Source organism: Rhodoferax sp. (genome assembly GCF_023701345.1).
Lineage (GTDB): Bacteria > Pseudomonadota > Gammaproteobacteria > Burkholderiales > Burkholderiaceae_C > Rhodoferax.
Window position 1 is genome coordinate 42,629 of the sequence record NZ_JAMPXE010000003.1, and the last position, 20,215, is coordinate 62,843.

The window sequence follows — 20,215 nt, forward strand, 5'->3', positions numbered from 1 at the left end:
GGTTCCGACTTTGATCAAAACCACTTTGCAGAGGCATGATATGAAAGTTACATTAATCGGCGCTGGAAACATGGGCTCTGGCCTGGCCAAACATATCACCAAAGCGGGACATACGCTGGTTATCACCGGCCGCGACTCTGCAAAAGCCACGGCTCTTGCGGAAACGACCGGCGCTACTTTCAAAGCGTCGAATGCAGCAGAAGGTGCCGATGTCGTGATCGTCGCAACCGCATACGGCGATGCGGTGACAGCATTGGGTGCGGTCGGCAACCTCGCTGGCAAAGTCGTTATAGACATCACCAATCCGCTCACTGCGGATTACATGGGTCTAACCATTGGGCATAACACGTCGGCAGCGGAGGAAATCCAGAAAGCCTTCCCGACAGTCAAGGTCGTCAAAGCATTCAACACCGTCTTTGCCCAAACGCTTGCAAGTGGCCCGTTGCTTGGCGGTGAGACCATTCCAGTCTATTTCGCCGGAGATGATGTCACTGCAAAGGAAACGGTCAAGACATTAATTCAAAGTACAGGCTTTGTGGCGGTAGATGCCGGCAGCCTGAAGAACGCGCGCTATCTCGAGCCGCTTGGCGGTCTGAACATCTACTTTGGATACGGTGCAGGCAAAGGCACTGCCATCGCCCCAAAGTGGATTGGCATCAGTTAACAAAGCACCAGCGACGCAACACCCATCGATCTACTATCAAGCAAGGAACAAAAAGTGACCACAACCATTACCGCAGCGGTCGTTCGCGCGCTCAAGGCGCCGATGACAATTGAACAACTTGAGCTTGATGAGATTCGTCCGAATGAGGTCCGTGTTCGGATGGTGGCAACCGGCGTTTGCCACACCGACGCGATCGTGCGCGACGGGGTCTATCCGGCACAGCTCCCGGCAGTTCTGGGCCACGAGGGCGCCGGCATCGTCGAGCAGGTTGGTGCCGCGGTCAAGACTATCAATCTTGGAGACCACGTCGTCATGTCGGCGGCTTACTGCACGCATTGTTTGCAGTGTCGCTCCGGCCATGTCGCCTACTGCGAGAACCTTTTCGCCGAGGATTTTGGCGGACGCCGCACCAGTGACGGCACCACTTCGCTCAGCACGCATCAGGGCGAACAGGTGTCCTCACACTTCTTTGGCCAGTCTTCTTTTGCGACCTATGCCAACGTCTTGGAGAGCGCCGTGATTGCGGTCCCCAAGGACGTACCCCTGGAAGCCATCGCCTTTCTCGGCTGCGGAATGCAGACCGGCGCCGGAGCCATTCTCAACGAACTGCGTCCCCCGGCGGGATCGTCAGTGGCCGTGTCGGGCAGCGGTGCCGTCGGGCTGGCTGCGATCATGGCCGCAAAAATTGCCGGCGCCACGACCATCGTCGCAATTGATGTGCATGATTCCCGGCTGGCGTTGGCCAAGGAGCTTGGCGCGACCCACACGATCAACGCGAAGTCCGTGGACACGGGCAAGGAACTGATGCGGATCACCGGTGACAACGGCGTGAACTTTATCCTCGACACCACGGCGGTGCCGCAAGTTCTGGCCAATCTCGCCAAGGCGCTCAGCATCCGAGGCACGTTGGCGCTTGTCGGCGCGGCCCGACCCGGCACTGAAGCACCTTTTGAAATCGGTGCGTCACTGGTGCGCGGCTGGACATTCAAGACCATTGTTCAGGGCAGTTCGGTGCCCCAAGAGTTCATTCCCCGACTCATTGAGCTATGGCGGCAGGGAAGATTCCCGGTCGAAAAGCTGAGCAAAACTTATCAGTTCGAAGAGATCAACCAGGCCTTCGCCGACTCGGCTGCGGGGCTGACCATCAAGCCGGTGATTCTCTTTCCCTAAAATTACCACTGCGGATATCACCGGGTTGGAGGCGTTTCCGATTGGCCGTTCACTGGTCCTTAGGAGCAACGCGTCTAGTCAGCGACTGTAGCGACGCCAAGAGTTCGTTGATAAATTTGGCGCTAGTCTCATCGGTCAATTCACCTTCGGCGTTGAACTTGCTTGCCGAGTGACCAATAAAGACTTCCGGCTTGTTCACGGTAAACGTGTTCATGAACACCAGGACTTGTCGTAGATGGTATTGAACCCTGGCCGTTCCGAGCGGGCCGGGTGAGACACCCATGATGGCCACAGGTTTGCCGTCGAACGGCGGCTCGGGTGGACGCGAAACCCAGTCCAGCACGTTTTTGAGCACGCCGGGGATAGAGAAGTTGTACTCTGGCGTCGCAATCAGCACCGCATCGGCAGAGCGGATCTGGTCTTTGAGCGAGATGACGGAAGCCGGCTCTCCTCCGGCGTGGAGATCACCGTTGTAAAGCGGAATCTGGGAAATGTCAGCGATCTCTATGCTCATATCGGGCGGTGCCAATTTTCGAACTGCCAGTAAGGCCATCGAATTGGTGGATGCTTTGCGTAAGCTGCCGGAAATCGCCAGAACTTTAAATGCCATCTTGGTTTCCCCTGAAGAATGAATCGATGATTGGCTTGATAGGCCCGCCAAACTGGCTGTCCGTTTGGCTAATCGCCAGGTTGTGTGGACAACACGCCACCACGGAAGCGAGCAGGCATCAGCCTTGCGCCCGTCTGATGTTGAACTCGTTCAACGCCACCGCGATACAGGTAAGTCCCCAAAAAATTGGATATTCGTAGCCGCCCATGTTCCAGAGCCATCCGAATCCTTTGATCGAGTGAAGCGCATAGACTGCGATGGCCAAGGCGGAAGCTGCGCCCAGTGCTGCAAACCGGGTGCACAGAGCCAGAACCAGTGCTAGACCAGTGCCGGCCTCAACCAGGGCAGCCAGAATCACCCATGCCTCCGGCGGCTGGAAACCTGCCTTGGCAAAAAAGCCGACTGTACCGGCTGACAGCCCACCCGCAGCAAATTTGCTTGCTGCATGGGGAAACATAAAAGCACCTGTGATGATGCGCAGCAAGTTCCATGGTTGGGTCAAATCGAAATTTTTAGCGCGGATAGTAAAGTCTTCTTTAGTGATGCCTAGCATGATCAAATCCTTGTCGGGGAGGGGTATGGTGTAAAGGTTAAATTAACGTATCGGAGGTGTTTCCATCCTGTCCGATTCGAGTAGTCTATGGTGCTGGTTTCGACTTGACTAGTCCTTCTTGTTGGGTATCATCATTCCATTTTTGGAACGAAGGAACCTATCTTGACCTTGGAAGCGAATGATCTGATCCTGTTCGCACATGTGGCAGCAGTCGGCAGCTTCGCGGGCGCAGCACGGCGCACCGGCATGCCGAAGTCGACGCTTTCGCGTCGTATCACTGCGCTCGAAACGGCGCTGGGCGAACGCTTGCTTACACGGGGCACGCGGCGCGCCCTCGCCCTGACCGAATTCGGCGAAGGCATCCTCGACCATGGGCAGCGCATGCTCGATGAACTGACTACCGCATCCGACCTGGCAAATAACCGACAAGTTATTCCCAGAGGCCTCATGCGCGTATCTTTTCCTCCCGAGTTCCAAGAACTGTCGCTGCTGCATTTCTTACAAGAATTCGTGGCGCGGTATCCACATGTCCACTTGGAACTGGACATATCGCCCCATCGCGTGGATATGCGGGAGGGACGTTTCGATCTCGCTGTACGCATTGCTCGCCGGCTGCCCGACGATGCCAACTTGGTCGCCAGACCACTGACCGTGCTACCGCATGGGCTGTTCGCGAGCCCCGCCTATTTGTCCCATCACGGAATACCTGAGGGTCCTGGCGATCTTGCGAACCATGTTGGTCTGTCACTCATTGGGAGCAACGGCGAAAGCCAACCCTGGTCGCTCAGTCGGGGGGATGAGCACTGCGAGGTAATGCCTCGTGGCCCAGTAGCGGCGAACTCCATTTCACTGCAAAGCGCGCTAGCCATGGGCGGAACGGGAATCTTTGGCATGTCTGAGCGTTTCGCCTTGCCTTTGGTCAGCCAAGGACTACTGCAACGCGTTCTGCCGCAATGGCAACTGCCCACCGCCACAGCCTGGGCTGTCACACATGGGCGTCGATTGCTGCCGATGCACACAAGAGTCTTCATCGACTTGCTACATGACATGCTTGCGAGACTGTCCTGATCTCATTGCTTCGTACAAACAGATAAAGATAGGTGGAAATCATCTGGGGAATAAAAGCGGCGAAATCGAATCGAAGAGTCTTCGACGCGAGCTTCAAGCTGCCAGTCAACCGGCGGCAGGGTTGATCGTGCATTCGGACCGCAGTTGCCCAGTACGGCGGCTGCAGTCCAAGGCATCGGCAGCTTGCACAAAGCTGCCGCCGTCCACCACGACAGCAAAGGTCTTCATTTCCATAAATTTATCCATTTGTTGTGAATATCGGAATAGTTAATGTCGTATTAGCATATTTATCTTCTTCATTGAAACAAATACAGTTCACCCATGCCTTCAAACTGTGTGCGAAGGCAGTGAATTTACTCATTAACCATTGAAAGGAAATCGTATGAAAGTTCTCGTTATCGGTGCCGGCAACATGGGTTCGGCCTTCGTCAAGCAAATCAGCGCAGCAGGTCATGAAGTCAGCGTTACCGCACGCGACACGTCCAAGGCCGCCACATTGGCCGCTCAATATCCTGGTGTTAAGGCGGTAACGTCGGCATCGGCTGCAGAAGGCAAGGACTTGGTCATTTTGGCCACTGGATACGCAGATGCGGTGACCGCATTGCAGTCCGTTGGCAACCTGCAAGGCAAAGTGGTGGTTGATATCACCAATCCGCTGACAGCGGACTACATGGGCTTGACCCTGGGTCATAACACTTCGGCCTCTGAAGAGATCGCCAAGGCCATTCCAGGCGCCCATGTGGTCAAGGCATTCAACACGCTGTTCGCACAGGTACTTGCGCAGGGTGCAACTTTGGCGGACGGCAACAAGGCAACGGTTTTCTACGCGGGCGACTCTGAACCCGCCAAGCAATCCGTCAAGGCACTGGCTGAGAGCCTGGGCTTTGCCACTGCCGATGCCGGCGGCCTGAAGAACGCACGCTACTTGGAGCCTTTGGCTGGGCTGAACATTTATTTCGGTTACGGCGCCGGCCGCGGAACCGGCATTGCACCGACTTGGGTCGGTGCCTGATAACGCCACTTTTTTTTAACGCAAGGAGATCGTCATGCCCGTCGTACGTGTCACATGGTTTGAAGGTAAAGATACCCCCACCAAACAAGCAGTCGCTGCTGAAATCACAGAAAGTATTGTCCGCAACACCGGAACCGATCCGAAGTACATCTACGTCATCTTCGAAGACGTGGCGCCCTCGGACTGGGCCGGAGAAGGCAAACTGTTTGGCGACTGACGCCGATTGCCAGTAAGTGCTTTCTTACCGGCGCGTTGCACATGCATCGCGCCGGTACTCACCTTTTTTACCTTGCCTCCTTATGCTGGGACGCAGGGTGATGAACATCATCTAGAACGGCAGCAGAGCTTTGATCCTGAAAGTTGACCCTTCAGCACGGTTCACTACACCAGATTCCTTCTCAAACTTTGCCGTCAAAAACCACCCTTTTCCGCTGTCATATTTGATGGAAGGGCCGATTGCATAAGCTCGGCCTTTGTTATTGGCAACGGTCGCACCATTTTGTTGGTCATCCGTGATTTGCCGGTAGACGAAGCCACCAACACCCACCGTCCAACCGTTGCCCAGTGCCCATCCCGCCGAATAGTCGGCGTGAAGCTCCTGACCGGAACGGTAGTTGGTCGCGCGGTTGATACCGTTGAAGTCATACATGACCTTCACATCCGCATTGAAACCTGATGGCTGAACATAGGTTAAAGCAAATACGGGCTCAATATTCCAGTAGTTCCGACTGAGATTGGCCATCTTGTTGCTGTCATAACTCCCCGTGGGTGCCGTGACGTCCACGGCCCACACATAGTGGAGCTTGTCTGACGCGTGGTAGCCCAAGCCCGTGCCGAACACCATGTCAGCGAGACCAGACGAACTGTCGTTGCTCCCTCCGACCCGCACCTTGAGGTTGACCAGCGGCGCGACCGCATGGAACAGCAGTTGGCCACCAAATATCTTCTGCTCCGTGACATGAACTACTCGCAATGCCAAGGCATCCGCCTGGACATCAAAGTCCAGGGGAATCCTGTTGCCACTGTTGTCGCGCAATGTTGACGCTTGATAGTGGGATGCATACGTCAAATAGTAGGTTCCAGGGGGCGGCAATGCGCCAGCCATATAGTTTTCGTTGCCGTTGGGGTAGACGCCACCGCCGCCCTCTGTCGCCTGCGCGGCACTACCCAATGTCACCAGCAGGATCGATGCGGCAAGTTTTGTCAATTTCAGATTGTTGCAAGTATTCATTGATATCTCCTGTTTATTTTGAAACGATGAGCCCCTCGCCCGACGCGGGACGATGAGTCAATGCCAGCCGATGGACTGGCGGGATGGATAATTTAGTTAGACCGGATAGTTCTGCACTGATGGCTCAATGGTGATCCACTTGAGTTCGGTGAACTCATCGATCACAGCGCGGCCATCAAACTTGCCATAGCCGCTGTTCTTGGTTCCGCCGTAAGGGGCCTGGGCCTCGTTTTGCACGGTGGAGCCGTTGACGTGCACAGAGCCCGATTCAATGCGCATGGCCACATCCAGTGCCCGTGTCACATCGCGCCCGAACACGGCCGCTGACAGGCCATAGTCGCTGTCGTTGGCCACGGCCACCGCCTCTTCCACACCCTTGACGCGCACCACGGTGGTGATGGGGCCGAAGGTTTCATCGCCATAAATGCTCATGCCGGGTTTGACATGGTCCACGATGGTGGCGGGCATGATCGCGCCGTCGGCCTTGCCACCGCAGGCCAGGGTGGCCCCCTTGGCCAACGCATCGTCAATCATGGCGTTCAGGCGCGCTCCCGATTCACTGGCCACCATCGGGCCGATCACGCAGGACGGATTGACACGCGGATCACCCATCACCAGTTCCTTGGCGCGGGCCGCAAACTTGGCGACAAACTCATCAGCAACCGCCTCGTCCACCACCAGGCGTTCGGTGGACATGCAGATCTGGCCCTGGTACAGGAAGGAGCCAAACACGGCGGCCTTCACGGCTTCGTCGATGTTGGCATCGTCCAGCACCACCTGGGGCGACTTGCCGCCCAACTCCAGCAGACAGCGCTTCAGCTGGGTGGCCGCCTTTTGCGCAATGATGCGACCGACACGGGTGGAGCCAGTGAAGTTGATGCGGCGCACGGCCTTGTGCGCAATCAGCGCATCGATCACTTCTGGTGCATCCTTGGGTGCATTGGTCACCACATTCAGCACGCCGGGCGGGAAGCCGGCTTCCACCAGGGCATCGGCCACCAGCGTGTGGGTCTTGGGGCTGGCTTCCGAGGCGCGGAACACCACAGTGTTGCCGCAGGCAATCGGGTAGGCAATGGCACGGGCGGCCAGCACCACCGGGCCATTCCATGGCACGATGCTCAGCACCACGCCAACAGGCTGGCGCACCGTCATGGACAGTGTGCCGGGCTTGTCGGTGGGAATGGTCTCGCCCTGGATCTGGGTCACCATGCCGGCGGCCTCGCGGAACAGGTTGGCGGCCAGGTGCACGTTAAAACCGGCCCACAGTCCGGAGGCGCCCACTTCGGCGCCCATGGCTTCGATGAATTGCGGCGTCTTGGACTCCAGCACATCAGCGGCTTTGAGCAACAGGCGACGGCGCTCCGAGGGCGCGCTGTGGCGCCAGCTCAGGAATGCGGTCTGAGCCGAGTTGACCGCAGCCACCGCATCCTCCACGCCACCCGCGGCGGCATGGGTCACCACTTCTCCGGAGTGGGGGTGGTTGCGGGTGAATGTGGCGCCGGACTTGGCGGCCACGGTCTGGTTGTCAATAATGAGTTGGGATTCCATGATGTATTCCTTGGGTTAATGGTTCGGGGTTGTTCGCTTGGTGTGCGCGGATTCAGGCGCCTTGGGTCAGGATGTCGGCCATGCGTTCGCCAATCAGGGCGCAAGTCGCCATCGTGGCCACACCGGCAATGCGCGGCATGATGGAGCTGTCGGCAATGCGCAGTCCCTGCACACCATTCACACGCAGCTTGCTGTCCACCACAGCCTCCGCATCCTTGCCCATGCGGCAGGAACCGGACTGGTGGAAGTAGGTGGTGGCGCCGTTGCGCACAAAGTCTTCCATAGCCTTGCCCGTCAATGTCTTGCCGGGCGCCACTTCGCGCTTGACGAAGTCCTTCATGGCCGCTGAATTGCCAATCTCGCGGCACACCTCAATGCCAAAGGCCAGCGCCTTGACATCGTCCGGATGGCTCATGAAGCGGGCATCAACCACTGGGCGATCGGCAGGGTTAGACGAGCTCAGGCGGATCTCGCCACGACTCTTGGGCGCCACCAGGCCGGCGCACAGCGCCCAGCTGGTGCCGGGAGGTGAATACTCCTTGCCAACCACATCGCTGGCATAGGGCAGCTCGATCTGCACCAGGTTGACATCGGGCGATACCAGCGATGCCTGGCTCTTGAGAAAGCCTGCTGCGTTGGCCGCGCTGTTGCGATGGGGAATATGTTCCTTGGGCTCCCAGATGCAACCGCCATGCAGAATGTGATCCTGAAAATTGCGTCCCACTTCCTTGGCATTGACCAGTGTCTTGATGCCATGCTGGCGCAGCTGCGCTTCGTCGCCAATACCACTGAGCATCAGCAGCTTGGGTGTGTTAATCCCACCCGCGCTGACAATCACTTCGGTGTTGGCGCTGATGTTCTTGACACCACTTGGTGTAGCAATCTGCACGCCAGTGACTTTGGTGCCAGAAAAGGTCAGACGGTCCACATGGGTGTTTACCAGAACGGTGACATTGGGACGCGACAGGACCGGGTACAGGTACGAACGCGCCATGCTCTGACGGCGTCCGTCACGAATGATCTGGTTCATCAGAGCGAAACCAGTTCCACTTTCTTCACGCGCGCCGTTCTGGTCGGCAAACACCGGGTAGCCCAAGGCACGACAAGCCTTAAGCATGGCGGGTGCAACAGGGTGCGGGTCCTTTGCCGGCTGGCACCAGACGGGGCCGTTACTGCCACGGTACCGCGCATCGGGCGCACCTTGCCAGTTTTCCACGCGACGGAATATTTCCAGACCAGACTCGTAGCCCCAGGCGCGATCACCGCTGGCCTCCGCCCAGAACTCCAGGTCGGCCTTGAAAGGGCGAGCCCAAATGGTGGCGTTGATGCTGCTGCCGCCACCCACCACGCGCCCCATGTGTTCAGGAATGGCGCGGTTGTTGGTGCTGGGTGCGGACAGGGCCACGTCCTTCCAATCCCGTTCCGAGCCCAGGTTGGTGAACCAGACACTCGGGTCCATCACCGACGGTGCCACGTCCCAGTCGCCAGCCTCGATCATGAGAATGGAGGCGTCCTTGCGTGTTGCCAGCCTGCCCACCAACGCACAGGCCGCTGAACCGGCGCCCACCACCACATAGTCGTAAGCAGCTTGCAGCTTGGCGCTGCGTTCATTCTGGTTAGCGCGAATGGCATCGAGTTCGTCCGCCAGGGCGTGTAATCCCACGGTGGCGAAGCCGGCTGCGGTGGCTGCACGCATAAAGCCACGGCGACTCATACGACCGGCAATCAGGGCGCGTTCAAGCTGCTCCAGCAAGCCATCCGAGGGGGCATTTTGGTTTATTGAATCGGTAGTCATAGTCATGCGATTTGATTTGGTAGTGGTAGAAGAGTTGTCTCCAGTGGCGCTTGCCATACACACACACTGCGCCACCGAATACCAACTTTAAAAACTTGCTACGGTTTCAAATACTTCGGGATTTCCCTAGGGTCTGGCTGTTCCATTTGAGAACAACTGCAGGCACGTCAGGCCTGTATCACTTCGGGACTCAAGCCAATATCTGCGGCGGAACACAGCCTGCGTGGTGGGTACGCACGGGTAGACACCAAAAAGTTAGGTGCAAGATGAGCTATATGAATCAACCAATTACCAGTCCAGCATCCAGACCGGCCTTTAACAACCATGGGACGACATCAGCGTTGAGACGACTATTTCATCAAAGTGGGCATCCACGTTTGAGCAGCATCGGGTATTCGTGGTGGTTGTACGATCACTTTCATTTGCCAAAATCAACATTTCCAAGGCGGTCGTTCAGCCTAGAAATCAGGCATTGCCATTGGATAAACTTTGAGCAGCAATGTGCCACTGGTGTCGAAGGGATGTTGAGTACGGGGTGTAGAAGTGTTAAATTCAGTTTCGTGCCTCGCGGACACGTTAGATGCAGCGAGGTCTTATTCTGACAACAGCAACGATGCAAAGCGTTCCAAAGCTTATCTGTGATTCGACCACTGCGGTGACCAACGAGGCAGGCCAGCCAGTTTTATGCGTGCCCCAGGGCTGGCGCGGCCTGCGCTTGACCCATAACGTCATACCAGCCGCCGCTGAGACGGGGCCAGCGTGCGTTCAATCGGCGATGCTGATGCTGGCGATTCGTGGGACTGGTCGTCGGTGGTACCGTTTTGGAGCCAAGACAATCGAGCTGTCCACCAGACCTGGCATGTTGGAGCTTTACTCAGGTGACTTTGAACGTGACAGCGCCCGCTGGGCTGGGCAAAATGGTCAGACAGTAGGCGTATATATCGATCCAATCGATGTAGCCCGCCTCCTGCCAGAAGCAGATGACCTGTCTGTTCGCACAACACATGAGTTATTTGACCCGAAGTTTCAATGGCTGGTACAGGAGTTGTTCGACGAGGCTGAGCGCGGCGCTCCCAGTGGTGCACTGTATGTAGAAGGGCTGTCGTCGGCACTCTTAGGGCGCCTGGCGGAGTTTTATGCAGTAAAAAGGTCACCCAAAACTTCAGTTGGGCATCTGTCGTACGCAAGCAGGCGCGTTGTTCTGGATTACATAGACACCCATCTTGGCGACGACATCAGCGTAATCGACCTTGCTCTTGAAGCGCGATTGAGCCCTCACCACTTTTCTCGCGCCTTCAAGGCGACCTTGGGCGCATCACCCCATCAGTATGTGATTCGGCGCCGCATGGAAGCGGCCACTAAGCTCATCACAACCTCGTCAATGCCAATCGTGGAAATAGCCTTGGCGCTGGGCTTTTCCAGTCAATCGCACTTCACCCAGGCGTTTCGGCGATATGCGGGAACAACTCCTGCGGATGCTCGAAAACCCTAAGTCTTAACAGCACGATTTCGACAGCTTGTCAATGTTTTTTGAAAGACGGTAGAGGTCTGAACTCATATTCTCAATATCCGGTCAATGGTTTTTTGATCGCACATTAATTTGAGGAGTTTTCATGACCTTTTATTTAGCCGGTGGCCCGCTTGCCACCAAGAATCACGCCGCCCTGCATTTGAACCTGGGCCGATGGGCCGCAGCCAGCGCGGCCAGTGTTGCCATGATGTTGTCAGCATGCGGTGGCAGCGACACCGCCACAACCGTCTCATTGCCTAGTTGCGATACCGCCAGCATCAAGACGGCTTTGGGCAGCTCCACCGACACGGAGGTGTTGCTTGCCCAGCCTTTCACCAAAGATGCCCTGCTGAAACTCCCCAACTCGCCCGTGGCGGATGCCAGTGCGATCAAAGCAGCTGCTGACTTGTGCTTGGTCAAGTTACTGGTCAAGGGTGGCAATACGTCCGAGCCGACGACCGAGCCCTCCTATTCTCGGGGCGTGGGTATCGAGGTTTATTTGCCTACAAGCACCAACTGGAACGAGCGCATCCGCACTTACGGCAGCGGCGGCTGGATGGGTGGCTACCACACCGATATCACGCGCCTAGGCCAGAACGCAGGCCAGGGCGACCAGAAGCTGAACCAGGCCGTGGGCAAAGGTTTCGTTGTTAGCCATTCCGATGGTGGCCATTCCGGGATGCAAGGCGGCCCCGGTGGCACGGGCATTGCCAATGCCGGCGGCGGTGAGGGCGAATGGGCCATGAAAGCCGATGGCACGGCAAATACCGAACTATGGAAAGACTTTTCCGAACGCAGCATGCACGTCACGGCTGTCAAAACCAAGGAGTTGGTCAAGGCCTACTATGGCAAACAGCAAAAATACGCTTACTTCGATGGTTTCTCCACGGGCGGTCGCCAAGCTTGGAAGATCGCCCAGTTGTACCCGGATGACTATGATGGCTTGCTGGCCGGTGCGCCAGCGTTCAACTGGCCCAAGTTCATCCTGGGCGAGCTGTTCACGCAAAGTGTGATGCAGCAGGACCTGGGTGGTCCCGTCGCGCCAGCCAAGCTCAGTGCGGTCAGCTCCCGCGCGGTTGCCGCGTGCGACACGCTGAACATTGGACTGTTGCTCGACCCGCTCTCGTGCCAATATGACCCTGCAAAGGACACGGCTGCGGTTTGCTCAACCTCCACGCTCATCGATGGCACAACGGCTGGAACCAACAGCGATGCAGCCAGCTGCGTGACATTGGCGGAAGCCAAGGTTATCAACAAGATCTGGTACGGCCAGACGCGCGATGGCCGTTATACCGATCCGGCATCAGACCTCGGTAGCGGCAAGACGATTAACACCGCGAATCAGCAGATGTGGTACGGCGTGCCGCGTGGCAACTTGTTGGCTGGTGCCTTCCCCACGTTGCTCCTGGCCAACAGCAGTTCGAGCGGCACGGCGCTGCCGTTGACCATTGCGACGGACTTCCTCGCTCTGACGCTGGACAACCCCAGCCTTGCTTCGACCAATTTTTACAACAAGACTGGCGTGGGTGCCGATGCTTGGAAGGCGTTGAACTATGCCAAATTGGCGGAAGCCTCTGATTTGGCGGTTGCAATGAACAGCACACGTTTCGGCAACGTTGCGTCTGACAGCGCTGACCTGAACGGACTCAAAAGCAGCGGCCACAAGATTCTGCACTATCACGGTCTGGCCGACACGGCGATCTTCGCGCAGGGCTCGATCAACTACTACGAGCGCGCGATGGCCGCCATGGGCGGGCTTGCCGAATTACAGAAATTTGCTCGCTTCTACCTGATTCCGGGCTTGGCACATACGTCAAGTTTTAACTTCAGCGGTCAATACGATAAGGCTGACTCAACCAAGCAAGTCAGCGCAAATCTGGTGCCACTGCCCCAAGGATCGAATAACCCTGTGAACCAGGCGACAACCGGTCGCGATGAAATGTTCAACGCCTTGATGAACTGGGTTGAGCAGGGTACAGCCCCCGGCAACATTCAAGTTGCTTCGCTCGATGGTAGTGTCAAGATGCCTTTGTGCGTTTACCCGACCCGTATCGCCGTTAAAACCGGGGCAACCGACCTCAAGGCTGCAGCTAGCTACGAGTGCAAGTAATCTTGATCCTGAACGGTTAAGCGCAACTGCGACGACGCCCTTAAGGGCGTCGCCGTTAATGCTACAGATTGTCGAGGTTACCCAGACCCACCATGCTGGAGGCCTGGGTGGCAAGCGCGATGGTCGGCGTGTCGGGCATGGCCATCGGGACACAACTCAGTTTCATGCTGGCAGCACAGGCACCCACCGTTGCGACTTGTCTGACACGCCATACACCAACAGAATGGATGCCAGCGGCCTACTTTGTCAGCATAAGCTGCGCCGTGTCTGGTCTGGCGGCGCTCTGCTCTACTGAAACAAGTCAGGCCAATATTTCAGACTTGGGGAAAAGTCATTGCAATGACAAATCTAATATGCAGTAGCTAGATTATCCCTGTGTTCTCCCAAATATTTCTGCAAGCCAATGGAGACTAAAGGAGTGATCGGAAATGCTGCCAATTTGCAGATCCTCGATTTATACAGATTCTCTCCCTGCCAAACAATCAAAGTTGCGCAAGAGTGGTGTCTATACACCCTGCGTTCTGCGGTAAATCAGTCCACGGGACACCCGCAACTTCCTGGCCGCAGCGGAGACATTGCCACCGCACTCTTTGAGCGTTCTGGCAATCAAATCCACATCCGCATCACGCAGACTTGCTGGCTCAGCTGGGTCGACCGCAAGCGGCGCTTCGTCCTCCTCTGGCTCGCTCCAACGGCGTAACGGAATATCTGGGCCGATATCCACCCACTGGGCTTCCTGCGCAGGTTTCCCAATGGCAAAAATTTGCTGGTGCCCGTCGCGCGCCTGCAGCTCGCAACGCACATGCACCAGCAGACCGTTGGGCAATCGCAAAAAAGAATGACTGGCATCACGAACCGAAGCCAGATCAGAAAAGCTGCGCTGCAATATCTCGTCAACCTTGCAGGGCTCTGGCATGTCGCCATCCTGGTTCAGACCCAATAACCTGGAGGCAGCAAGATTTCTCCAGACGATTCTGCCTTCCATATCCACCCCAATCAGACCCGCCATCGGGGTATCCAGCATGGCCGGAGAAATCTGGAAACGAACGATCAGGTGCTCACTGGATTGGGACACCAGCAAACGGTTTTCGATCGAAGAGGCGTAGAGGCCCACCACCGATGCCGCATCAAAATTAAAGGCAATCCCTTCGCTGGACATGTCCAACACGCCGGCCAGGTTGCCATGGATGTCGCGAATCGGGGCTGCCGCGCAGTGCATGAAGTTGACACTTTCGAAAAAGTGTTCAGCCCCCTGTACACAGACTTGTTTACCGGTGCGCGCCACAATGCCGGGTGCCGTCGTTCCGATGGCCTCTTCTGCGAAGTTGACGCCGATGCGATGCGCCACCGGTGTGATCTTTTCGTGCACGCGCCCGGAGCAGGTGGCCCCAATCAGTACCCCGCTGGGATCGGTCAGCATGGCACCGCAATTCGTGGCCCCCAACACTGCGCCCAACTCATTGGCTTCTGCCAACCAGGCATCGCGCAGCAAGCGGTTCTTTTGTAAAGCCAGCTGAGCCCGGCTGGCCGACACCGGCTGAAACTCCAGGCGTCCGCGCGGGTCCTGTTTCTGTCTCAGGCATCTCGCCCAGGACTGAAACACAGCTTCGCTGACGATCCCTGAAGGCAGCTCACCTTCTTCAAAATACCGTTGTCGGGCCAGTGCAACCCGATCCGCGTGGGTAGTGAAGAAGAGGGATTTCATGGCCTATTCTTCCGAAAAATGCATTGGTGCGGTCCGAAAACCGGATTTTGACCAGGCCGATTGGGCTGTTTTTTGAACAATGAATTTTGCAGGGCCGAAATATATGTCGCTATGTTCAGTTGACGTTACTCCAGCGTCACCCTGAAAAGGGCGCGCCCTACATCGACTCGACCACCAAAACCCTTAACCGAATTAATCCACTCGGCGTCGGTTATTGTTGGCGGTGCGAGATGGGATAGCACGAGGTGTTTAACCTTGGCTTTTTCCGCGATTTCACCAACATCACGAACGTCGGTATGAGATTTTATGAGGTGATCAAGCTTTGACACTTGATCTTCGGTTCTTGGAACAGGAAATAGGCCATTGGCCCAGTCATGATTGATTACTTCATGAACAAGTATTTTTGCATTGTCTGCAAGCTCAATCAAATTTTCACTCTTATTGGTGTCACCAGAAAACACAATGGCACCTTTTTTCGTGTCAAATCTAAATGCGAATGACGGATACATCGGTGGATGTGAAACAAGAGTAGCTGTGACCTTTATTAACTCATCATGATAAATTTCAAACGGTGACATTCTTGGGGGTACACCGTCAGGCGTTGGTACGATCGTATCTGGAATCTTGATGTCATTCGCGTTAATGTACTTATGCGGATTTGGCATCCCGCTATCAAGAATATTGTCATTTAAGTCTGCAGCAAATGCTTCATAAATTTTATCAGTCATCTCCTTTGTCCCTGGATTTGGGCTGCTGGGATTAACAATTTCTTTAAAAGATGGAGAATTAATATTTTGGGGCGTAAGTGAGCCGCGTGAACCTGGACCATAAATCTGAATCGGTTCCTTTTTCCGACGTAGCCCTTCGGTTGCGCCGAAAAGCAACAGCTCGGGATACCCAACGACATGATCTGAATGCAAGTGGGTAATGAATGCAGCCCGGACACTTTCAAGCCCAGAAAATCCGGTTTTGTATTTAGCAGTACCCAACCCTGCCTGATAATATCGATCATGCCAGCCGCGGCCAAAATCAATAATATAACGAATATCACCAACAGCGATTGCAGCAGAAAAACCACCATCGGGATGTCCCCCGTAAGAAGTTCTGCCGGCAGCAGCACCAAGAATTATCAATTCAACCTTCTGACTGCTTTTTTCATCTGCAGCCCAACTTGGGGCCGACACTAGTCCCAATATAGAAACAGATGCCAATATAAGCCTAGATAACAAATTAATCATGATACATCCACTTCTTAAAAGTTAATACTACTCAACAATGAAATGCACCTACGCTTGTGCAATCCCACTTATTTGAGACATCTGCGTCCAAGCCAGAACAGTTATTAATAAACTATGCATTTTTATTCCCCAACTGTCATGCCATTTACGATGCGTCGGGTTGAGCCATGGGTGCGGCCCGTTGGAAAGCTTCCAAGGCACCGCAGTTCGCATCGACTTCCATGATCAGCGGCCAGCGCCCCAGGTCTACCTTGAACCGACGCGCACTTTCAATTTGGGGGATCAGGTACACATCAGCCAGGCCGGGCGCGTTGCCGAAGCTGAAGCCTGAGCGCTGGGTATCGGCCGCCAGCCGGGCTTCATAGGCATCAAAACCAGCGCTGATCCAGGTTCCGCACCAATGGTTGATGGCCGCATCGTCTGCGCCAAAGCTGGCGCGCAGCGTGTCCAGAATGCGCTTGTTGTTGACCGGGTGGATGTCACAACCCACCACCGCCGCCAGCGCCCGCACATGCGCTCTGTCGTTGACATCGGTGGGAAGCAGCGCAGGCGTGGGATGGCACTCCTCAAGCCATTCGATGATGGCCACGGATTGCGTCAGCACCCGCTCGCCATCCACCAGCGCGGGCACCAGGCCCTGCGGATTGAGTGCCTTGAAAGCCGCGCCCTGGTGCTCGTTCTTGCGCAGGTCCACGGCCACGTAGTCGTAGCCCAGACCTTTGAGATTCAAGGCAATGCGCAGCCGGTGGGATGTGCCACTGCGAAAGAAGTTGTAGAGCTTCATGTCGCAGGCTTATTCAGGCGCGCCAACCGTCAAAGCCACTTCGGCCACGCCTTCGACGCGACCCGTGATCTTGTCGCCAGCTACCACCGGCCCCACGCCCTCGGGTGTGCCCGTGTAAATCAAATCACCCGGTTGCAAGTGGTAGAACAGCGAAAGATCGGCAATGATTTCACGGACATTCCAGATCAGCTTGTCCACATCGGACGACTGCTTGGTCTGGCCGTTGACCTCCAGGGCGATGGCGCCGCTGTCAATCACCACACCCGCCATGGGCACGATTTCCGAGCAGACCGACGATTGCTCCACGTCCTTGCCCAGGTCCCATGGGCGACCCTTGTCGCGCGCCACCAACTGCAAGTCCCGGCGTGTCATGTCCAGACCGGCGGCGTAGCCGTAGATCAGCGTGTGGGCATCTTCCGCCTTCACGCGAAAGCCCGCCTTGCCAATGGCCAGCACCAATTCCATCTCGAAGTGGTAGTTGTTGGTCTCGGGTGGGTAGGCCACGGTTGCGCCCGAATCCGTCAGGGTCTGTGGCGCTTTTGTGAAGTAAAAGGGGCGCTCCACGGATTTATCCACTGGACGCCCCATTTCCACCGCATGGGCGTGGTAATTACGGCCGACAAAGAATAAGCGGTTGATGGGAAAACGAGCATCCAGGCCACGAACTGGAACGGACATTGCGGGTGGAGGGCTAAACAGGTATTGGGTCATGATCGTGCTACTTTCTAAGGATATTGAAGGGGTATCTACTCGGATGGCTGCAGTACCGCGCGGGCACTTGCAAGAATGCTTGTCGGGACTCAGCCTCGGTTCTCGTAAACACCCAGCTTGCGGTGCAATGGCGCTTCATCCGCCACAAACAGGAAGGCGGGTGCCGTGGCGGACCGGTTTTTCAGCGTCACGGCGGTATAGCCAGGCGCACAGCAAGTGTCGGCCTCGACCAGGGTGAAGCCGGTGGTTTCCACTTGCACATCAGTCTGGCCTTCGATCTGGTGGAACACCTGAGCGGGTGAGCGTGCTGGCAGGCGCAGCGTTTCGCCTGGACGCAACATCAGCGCATAAAAGCCCAGAATGTTTTCCGCGTCTGCACCGGTCTCGGGGTTGACATAGGTGACCTGCACGGCATCCGGTCCGGTTTGTTCTTCGGCCAGCGAGAGCAATGCTGCCTTGGCATCCGCCCAGGGATAACGCAGCATGGGATAGGCCTTGCTTGAGCGCTGGAACACCTTGGTGGGTGCCACGCCACCACGGGCATAAGCCTTGAAGCCCTGGCCCTCAGTGACGCTCTGACTGGGCCCTTCCAGGTGGTAGGAGGTCTCGGTGTAGTAGACCAGCGGCAGGTCCAGCACATCCAGCCAGATCACCGGATCCTTGCCGTCATGGCCGTGCTCATGCCACAGGCCGGTGGGCGTCAGGATCAGGTCACCGCGCTGCATGGGGCACTTTTCGCCACCCACCAACGTCCACGCGCCCTCGCCTTCCACCACCATGCGCACCGCATTGGGTGTGTGGCGGTGCACCGGCGCCAGTTCGCCTGGCAACAGCAGTTGCATGCCAAGGTACATGGCGGCGCTGGCCTGCATATTGGTCAAGCCGTGGCCCGGATTAGCCAGCACCAGCACGCGGCGCTCGGCTTTCTCGATGGGCGTCAACTCCCCGGCCTGGATCAACAATTCACGAACCTCGCTATAGCGCCAATGTGTGGTCTGAGTCTTGCGCGTCGGGATATTCGGCGGCAACACGCCGCGCAGGCTGGGCCAAAGGGGAACCAGGTTGCGTTGGGTGAGTTGGTCGCGGTAGGCCTGCGGCAGATCTTCCAGACGCCCCAGGGTGTCAAACCGTTTGTTATCTTCCATATGTGTACTCCAGTATGAATCAGGCTGCACCCAAACCCAGGGGCGCCGGTGTGCGTTTGACGATGTCGTGAAACAGCGCGTCAAATATTTCGCTATCGGCCGAGCCGACCAGGGGGTCTGCGTTTTGCGCAAAGGCATGGGCAATGTCGTCCCAGTCCGAGGCCAGGAGGTGAGCCTCGGCAAGCGGCAGAAGTTCGTTTTCTTCGGCACGCAAGTGCTTCCAGATGAAGTCGGCGTAAGTGGCTATGGTTGCCTGAAGTACCGCCAGACTTCCGGGGACACCTGCCTCGAAGTTCCCCAGATCGCGTCGGATCGCGGCCAGGGCCGCCGGCTCGTCCAGGTGTTGACGCTGCAGCGTGTCAATCAGGCTATTCGCCAACTGCGTGCGTTGCTTGAGACGGCTGAACAACCAGTCGTCTTCTTTCGGATGGTGCAGGCGGTCGGGAAAGGCGTCAATGTAGTACACCATGGCCCAGAACAGCGAAAAATCCATTTTCATGCGTTGCGCCTGCACCTCAAGCAACATCGTTTTGATGTTGTTGATCACGGCGCCTAAAACCCGATGTTCCGCGCGAATGATGCTGATGGCCTTGGATTTTGAATCGATCATTTGTTCCTCTCTGCGAAGTCGCAGTGTTTGCTATTTTTAAACACCCAGGTACTCATGCACGATGCGTGGCTCGGCTCGCAGTTCGCTGGAAGTGCCGGACCAGACAACTATTCCTTTTTCCAATACGAAATGGCGATCTGCCAACTCCAGCAAGGGCCCCAGGTTTTTATCAATCACGATCAGGGACAGGCCCTCACGCTTCAGGTCCCCCAGTGCGCGCCAGATTTCTGCGCGAATGAGCGGAGCCAGGCCCTCGGTCGCCTCATCTAGCACCACCAGCCGCGGGTTGGTCATCAAGGCGCGACCAATGGCCAGCATCTGTTGCTCACCGCCCGAAAGCTGCGACCCCATGTTGCTGCGGCGCTCCTGCAGACGGGGGAAGAACCCATACACCCGCTCCAGATTCCAGGTCTTCAGACCGTTGGCGGCATTGCTGCGCGCCGTGGCAATCAGGTTCTCCTCCACCGTCAGATTCGGAAAGATCTGGCGCCCTTCTGGCACCAGGCCCAAGCCCAGCTTGGCAATTTGGTGGGATGGCAGACGCTCAGTGCGCTTGCCAGCAAACTCGATCTCACCGGCCTTGGGATCCAACAAACCAAACAGGCATTTGATGGTGGTGGAGCGGCCCATGCCGTTGCGCCCCAGCAGGGTGATCACCTCACCCTCGGCCACGGAAAGATCGACACCAAAGAGCACCTGTGCAGCGCCATAACCCGCCTTCAAACCCGTCACGTTTAATAAAGGCTTCATG

At 56.6% G+C, this 20,215-nt stretch carries 20 protein-coding genes; 7 read left to right on the plus strand and 13 right to left on the minus strand.

Going from position 1 to position 20,215, the window contains the following annotated elements; genetic code table 11:
• Positions 1-40 precede the first annotated feature (40 nt).
• Both NDI87_RS01075 and NDI87_RS01080 read left to right on the plus strand, forming a co-directional pair.
• Entirely contained in the window at positions 41-664 is a 624-nt protein-coding gene (locus NDI87_RS01075) for an NAD(P)-binding domain-containing protein (protein WP_366028098.1), read from the plus strand.
• Between the two features lie 54 nt (positions 665-718).
• The gene (locus NDI87_RS01080) at positions 719-1,834 is read left to right on the plus strand and encodes an NAD(P)-dependent alcohol dehydrogenase (protein ID WP_296272946.1); all 1,116 of its coding nucleotides are present in this window, start codon (positions 719-721) and stop codon (positions 1,832-1,834) included.
• A 49-nt stretch (positions 1,835-1,883) separates the two neighbouring features.
• On the opposite strand, the gene NDI87_RS01085 is transcribed toward NDI87_RS01080, so the two are convergent.
• Entirely contained in the window at positions 1,884-2,444 is a 561-nt protein-coding gene (locus tag NDI87_RS01085; RefSeq protein ID WP_296272947.1) for an NADPH-dependent FMN reductase, read from the minus strand.
• A 118-nt stretch (positions 2,445-2,562) separates the two neighbouring features.
• Positions 2,563-2,997 (minus strand): DoxX family protein, encoded by a 435-nt coding sequence (locus tag NDI87_RS01090; RefSeq protein WP_296272948.1) that lies wholly within the window; start codon positions 2,995-2,997, stop codon positions 2,563-2,565.
• A 162-nt stretch (positions 2,998-3,159) separates the two neighbouring features.
• On the opposite strand from NDI87_RS01090, the gene NDI87_RS01095 reads away from it, so the two are divergent.
• On the plus strand, positions 3,160-4,065 hold the full coding sequence (locus tag NDI87_RS01095; protein WP_296272949.1) for a LysR family transcriptional regulator: 906 nt from the start codon (positions 3,160-3,162) through the stop codon (positions 4,063-4,065).
• A gap of 105 nt (positions 4,066-4,170) precedes the next feature.
• Here NDI87_RS01095 and NDI87_RS01100 read toward each other — a convergent pair whose 3' ends face one another.
• Complete coding sequence (locus NDI87_RS01100; protein WP_296272950.1) at positions 4,171-4,299, minus strand: hypothetical protein; 129 nt, start codon at positions 4,297-4,299, stop codon at positions 4,171-4,173.
• Positions 4,300-4,447: 148 nt separating this feature from the next.
• Between NDI87_RS01100 and NDI87_RS01105 the strand changes: the two genes are divergently transcribed.
• Positions 4,448-5,077 (plus strand): NADPH-dependent F420 reductase, encoded by a 630-nt coding sequence (locus NDI87_RS01105; protein WP_296272951.1) that lies wholly within the window; start codon positions 4,448-4,450, stop codon positions 5,075-5,077.
• A gap of 34 nt (positions 5,078-5,111) precedes the next feature.
• Positions 5,112-5,294: a 4-oxalocrotonate tautomerase family protein gene (locus NDI87_RS01110; RefSeq protein WP_296272952.1), complete on the plus strand. Its 183-nt coding sequence runs from the start codon at positions 5,112-5,114 to the stop codon at positions 5,292-5,294.
• Positions 5,295-5,405: 111 nt separating this feature from the next.
• Here NDI87_RS01110 and NDI87_RS01115 read toward each other — a convergent pair whose 3' ends face one another.
• From NDI87_RS01115 to NDI87_RS01125, 3 genes are all read right to left on the minus strand, one after another.
• A complete protein-coding gene (locus tag NDI87_RS01115; protein ID WP_296272953.1) occupies positions 5,406-6,308 on the minus strand; it encodes a transporter in 903 nt (300 codons plus the stop codon).
• Positions 6,309-6,404: 96 nt separating this feature from the next.
• Positions 6,405-7,856 carry an aldehyde dehydrogenase gene (locus tag NDI87_RS01120; RefSeq protein WP_296272954.1) on the minus strand — a complete coding sequence of 484 codons (1,452 nt, stop codon included), beginning with the start codon at positions 7,854-7,856 and terminating at the stop codon, positions 6,405-6,407.
• A 52-nt stretch (positions 7,857-7,908) separates the two neighbouring features.
• Positions 7,909-9,657, minus strand: coding sequence for a GMC family oxidoreductase N-terminal domain-containing protein (locus NDI87_RS01125; RefSeq protein ID WP_296272955.1), 1,749 nt, complete (start codon positions 9,655-9,657; stop codon positions 7,909-7,911).
• A 607-nt stretch (positions 9,658-10,264) separates the two neighbouring features.
• Here NDI87_RS01125 and NDI87_RS01130 point away from each other — a divergent pair.
• A complete protein-coding gene (locus NDI87_RS01130; RefSeq protein WP_296272956.1) occupies positions 10,265-11,143 on the plus strand; it encodes an AraC family transcriptional regulator in 879 nt (292 codons plus the stop codon).
• Positions 11,144-11,450: 307 nt separating this feature from the next.
• Positions 11,451-13,271, plus strand: a complete 1,821-nt coding sequence (locus NDI87_RS01135) for a tannase/feruloyl esterase family alpha/beta hydrolase (RefSeq protein WP_296272957.1) — start codon at positions 11,451-11,453, stop codon at positions 13,269-13,271.
• Positions 13,272-13,776: 505 nt separating this feature from the next.
• On the opposite strand, the gene NDI87_RS01140 is transcribed toward NDI87_RS01135, so the two are convergent.
• From NDI87_RS01140 to NDI87_RS01170, 7 genes are all read right to left on the minus strand, one after another.
• Positions 13,777-14,976: a GAF domain-containing protein gene (locus NDI87_RS01140; RefSeq protein ID WP_296272958.1), complete on the minus strand. Its 1,200-nt coding sequence runs from the start codon at positions 14,974-14,976 to the stop codon at positions 13,777-13,779.
• Between the two features lie 125 nt (positions 14,977-15,101).
• Complete coding sequence (locus NDI87_RS01145; RefSeq protein WP_296272959.1) at positions 15,102-16,214, minus strand: MBL fold metallo-hydrolase; 1,113 nt, start codon at positions 16,212-16,214, stop codon at positions 15,102-15,104.
• 145 nt (positions 16,215-16,359) lie between these two features.
• The gene (gene maiA / locus NDI87_RS01150; protein ID WP_296272960.1) at positions 16,360-16,998 is read right to left on the minus strand and encodes a maleylacetoacetate isomerase; all 639 of its coding nucleotides are present in this window, start codon (positions 16,996-16,998) and stop codon (positions 16,360-16,362) included.
• 9 nt (positions 16,999-17,007) lie between these two features.
• Positions 17,008-17,709 (minus strand): fumarylacetoacetate hydrolase family protein, encoded by a 702-nt coding sequence (locus NDI87_RS01155; RefSeq protein WP_296272961.1) that lies wholly within the window; start codon positions 17,707-17,709, stop codon positions 17,008-17,010.
• Between the two features lie 89 nt (positions 17,710-17,798).
• Entirely contained in the window at positions 17,799-18,854 is a 1,056-nt protein-coding gene (locus NDI87_RS01160; protein ID WP_296272962.1) for a cupin domain-containing protein, read from the minus strand.
• A gap of 19 nt (positions 18,855-18,873) precedes the next feature.
• Positions 18,874-19,464 carry a hemerythrin domain-containing protein gene (locus NDI87_RS01165; RefSeq protein ID WP_296272963.1) on the minus strand — a complete coding sequence of 197 codons (591 nt, stop codon included), beginning with the start codon at positions 19,462-19,464 and terminating at the stop codon, positions 18,874-18,876.
• A gap of 36 nt (positions 19,465-19,500) precedes the next feature.
• The gene (locus tag NDI87_RS01170; RefSeq protein WP_296272964.1) at positions 19,501-20,214 is read right to left on the minus strand and encodes an ABC transporter ATP-binding protein; all 714 of its coding nucleotides are present in this window, start codon (positions 20,212-20,214) and stop codon (positions 19,501-19,503) included.
• Between the last annotated feature and the right edge of the window lies 1 nt (position 20,215).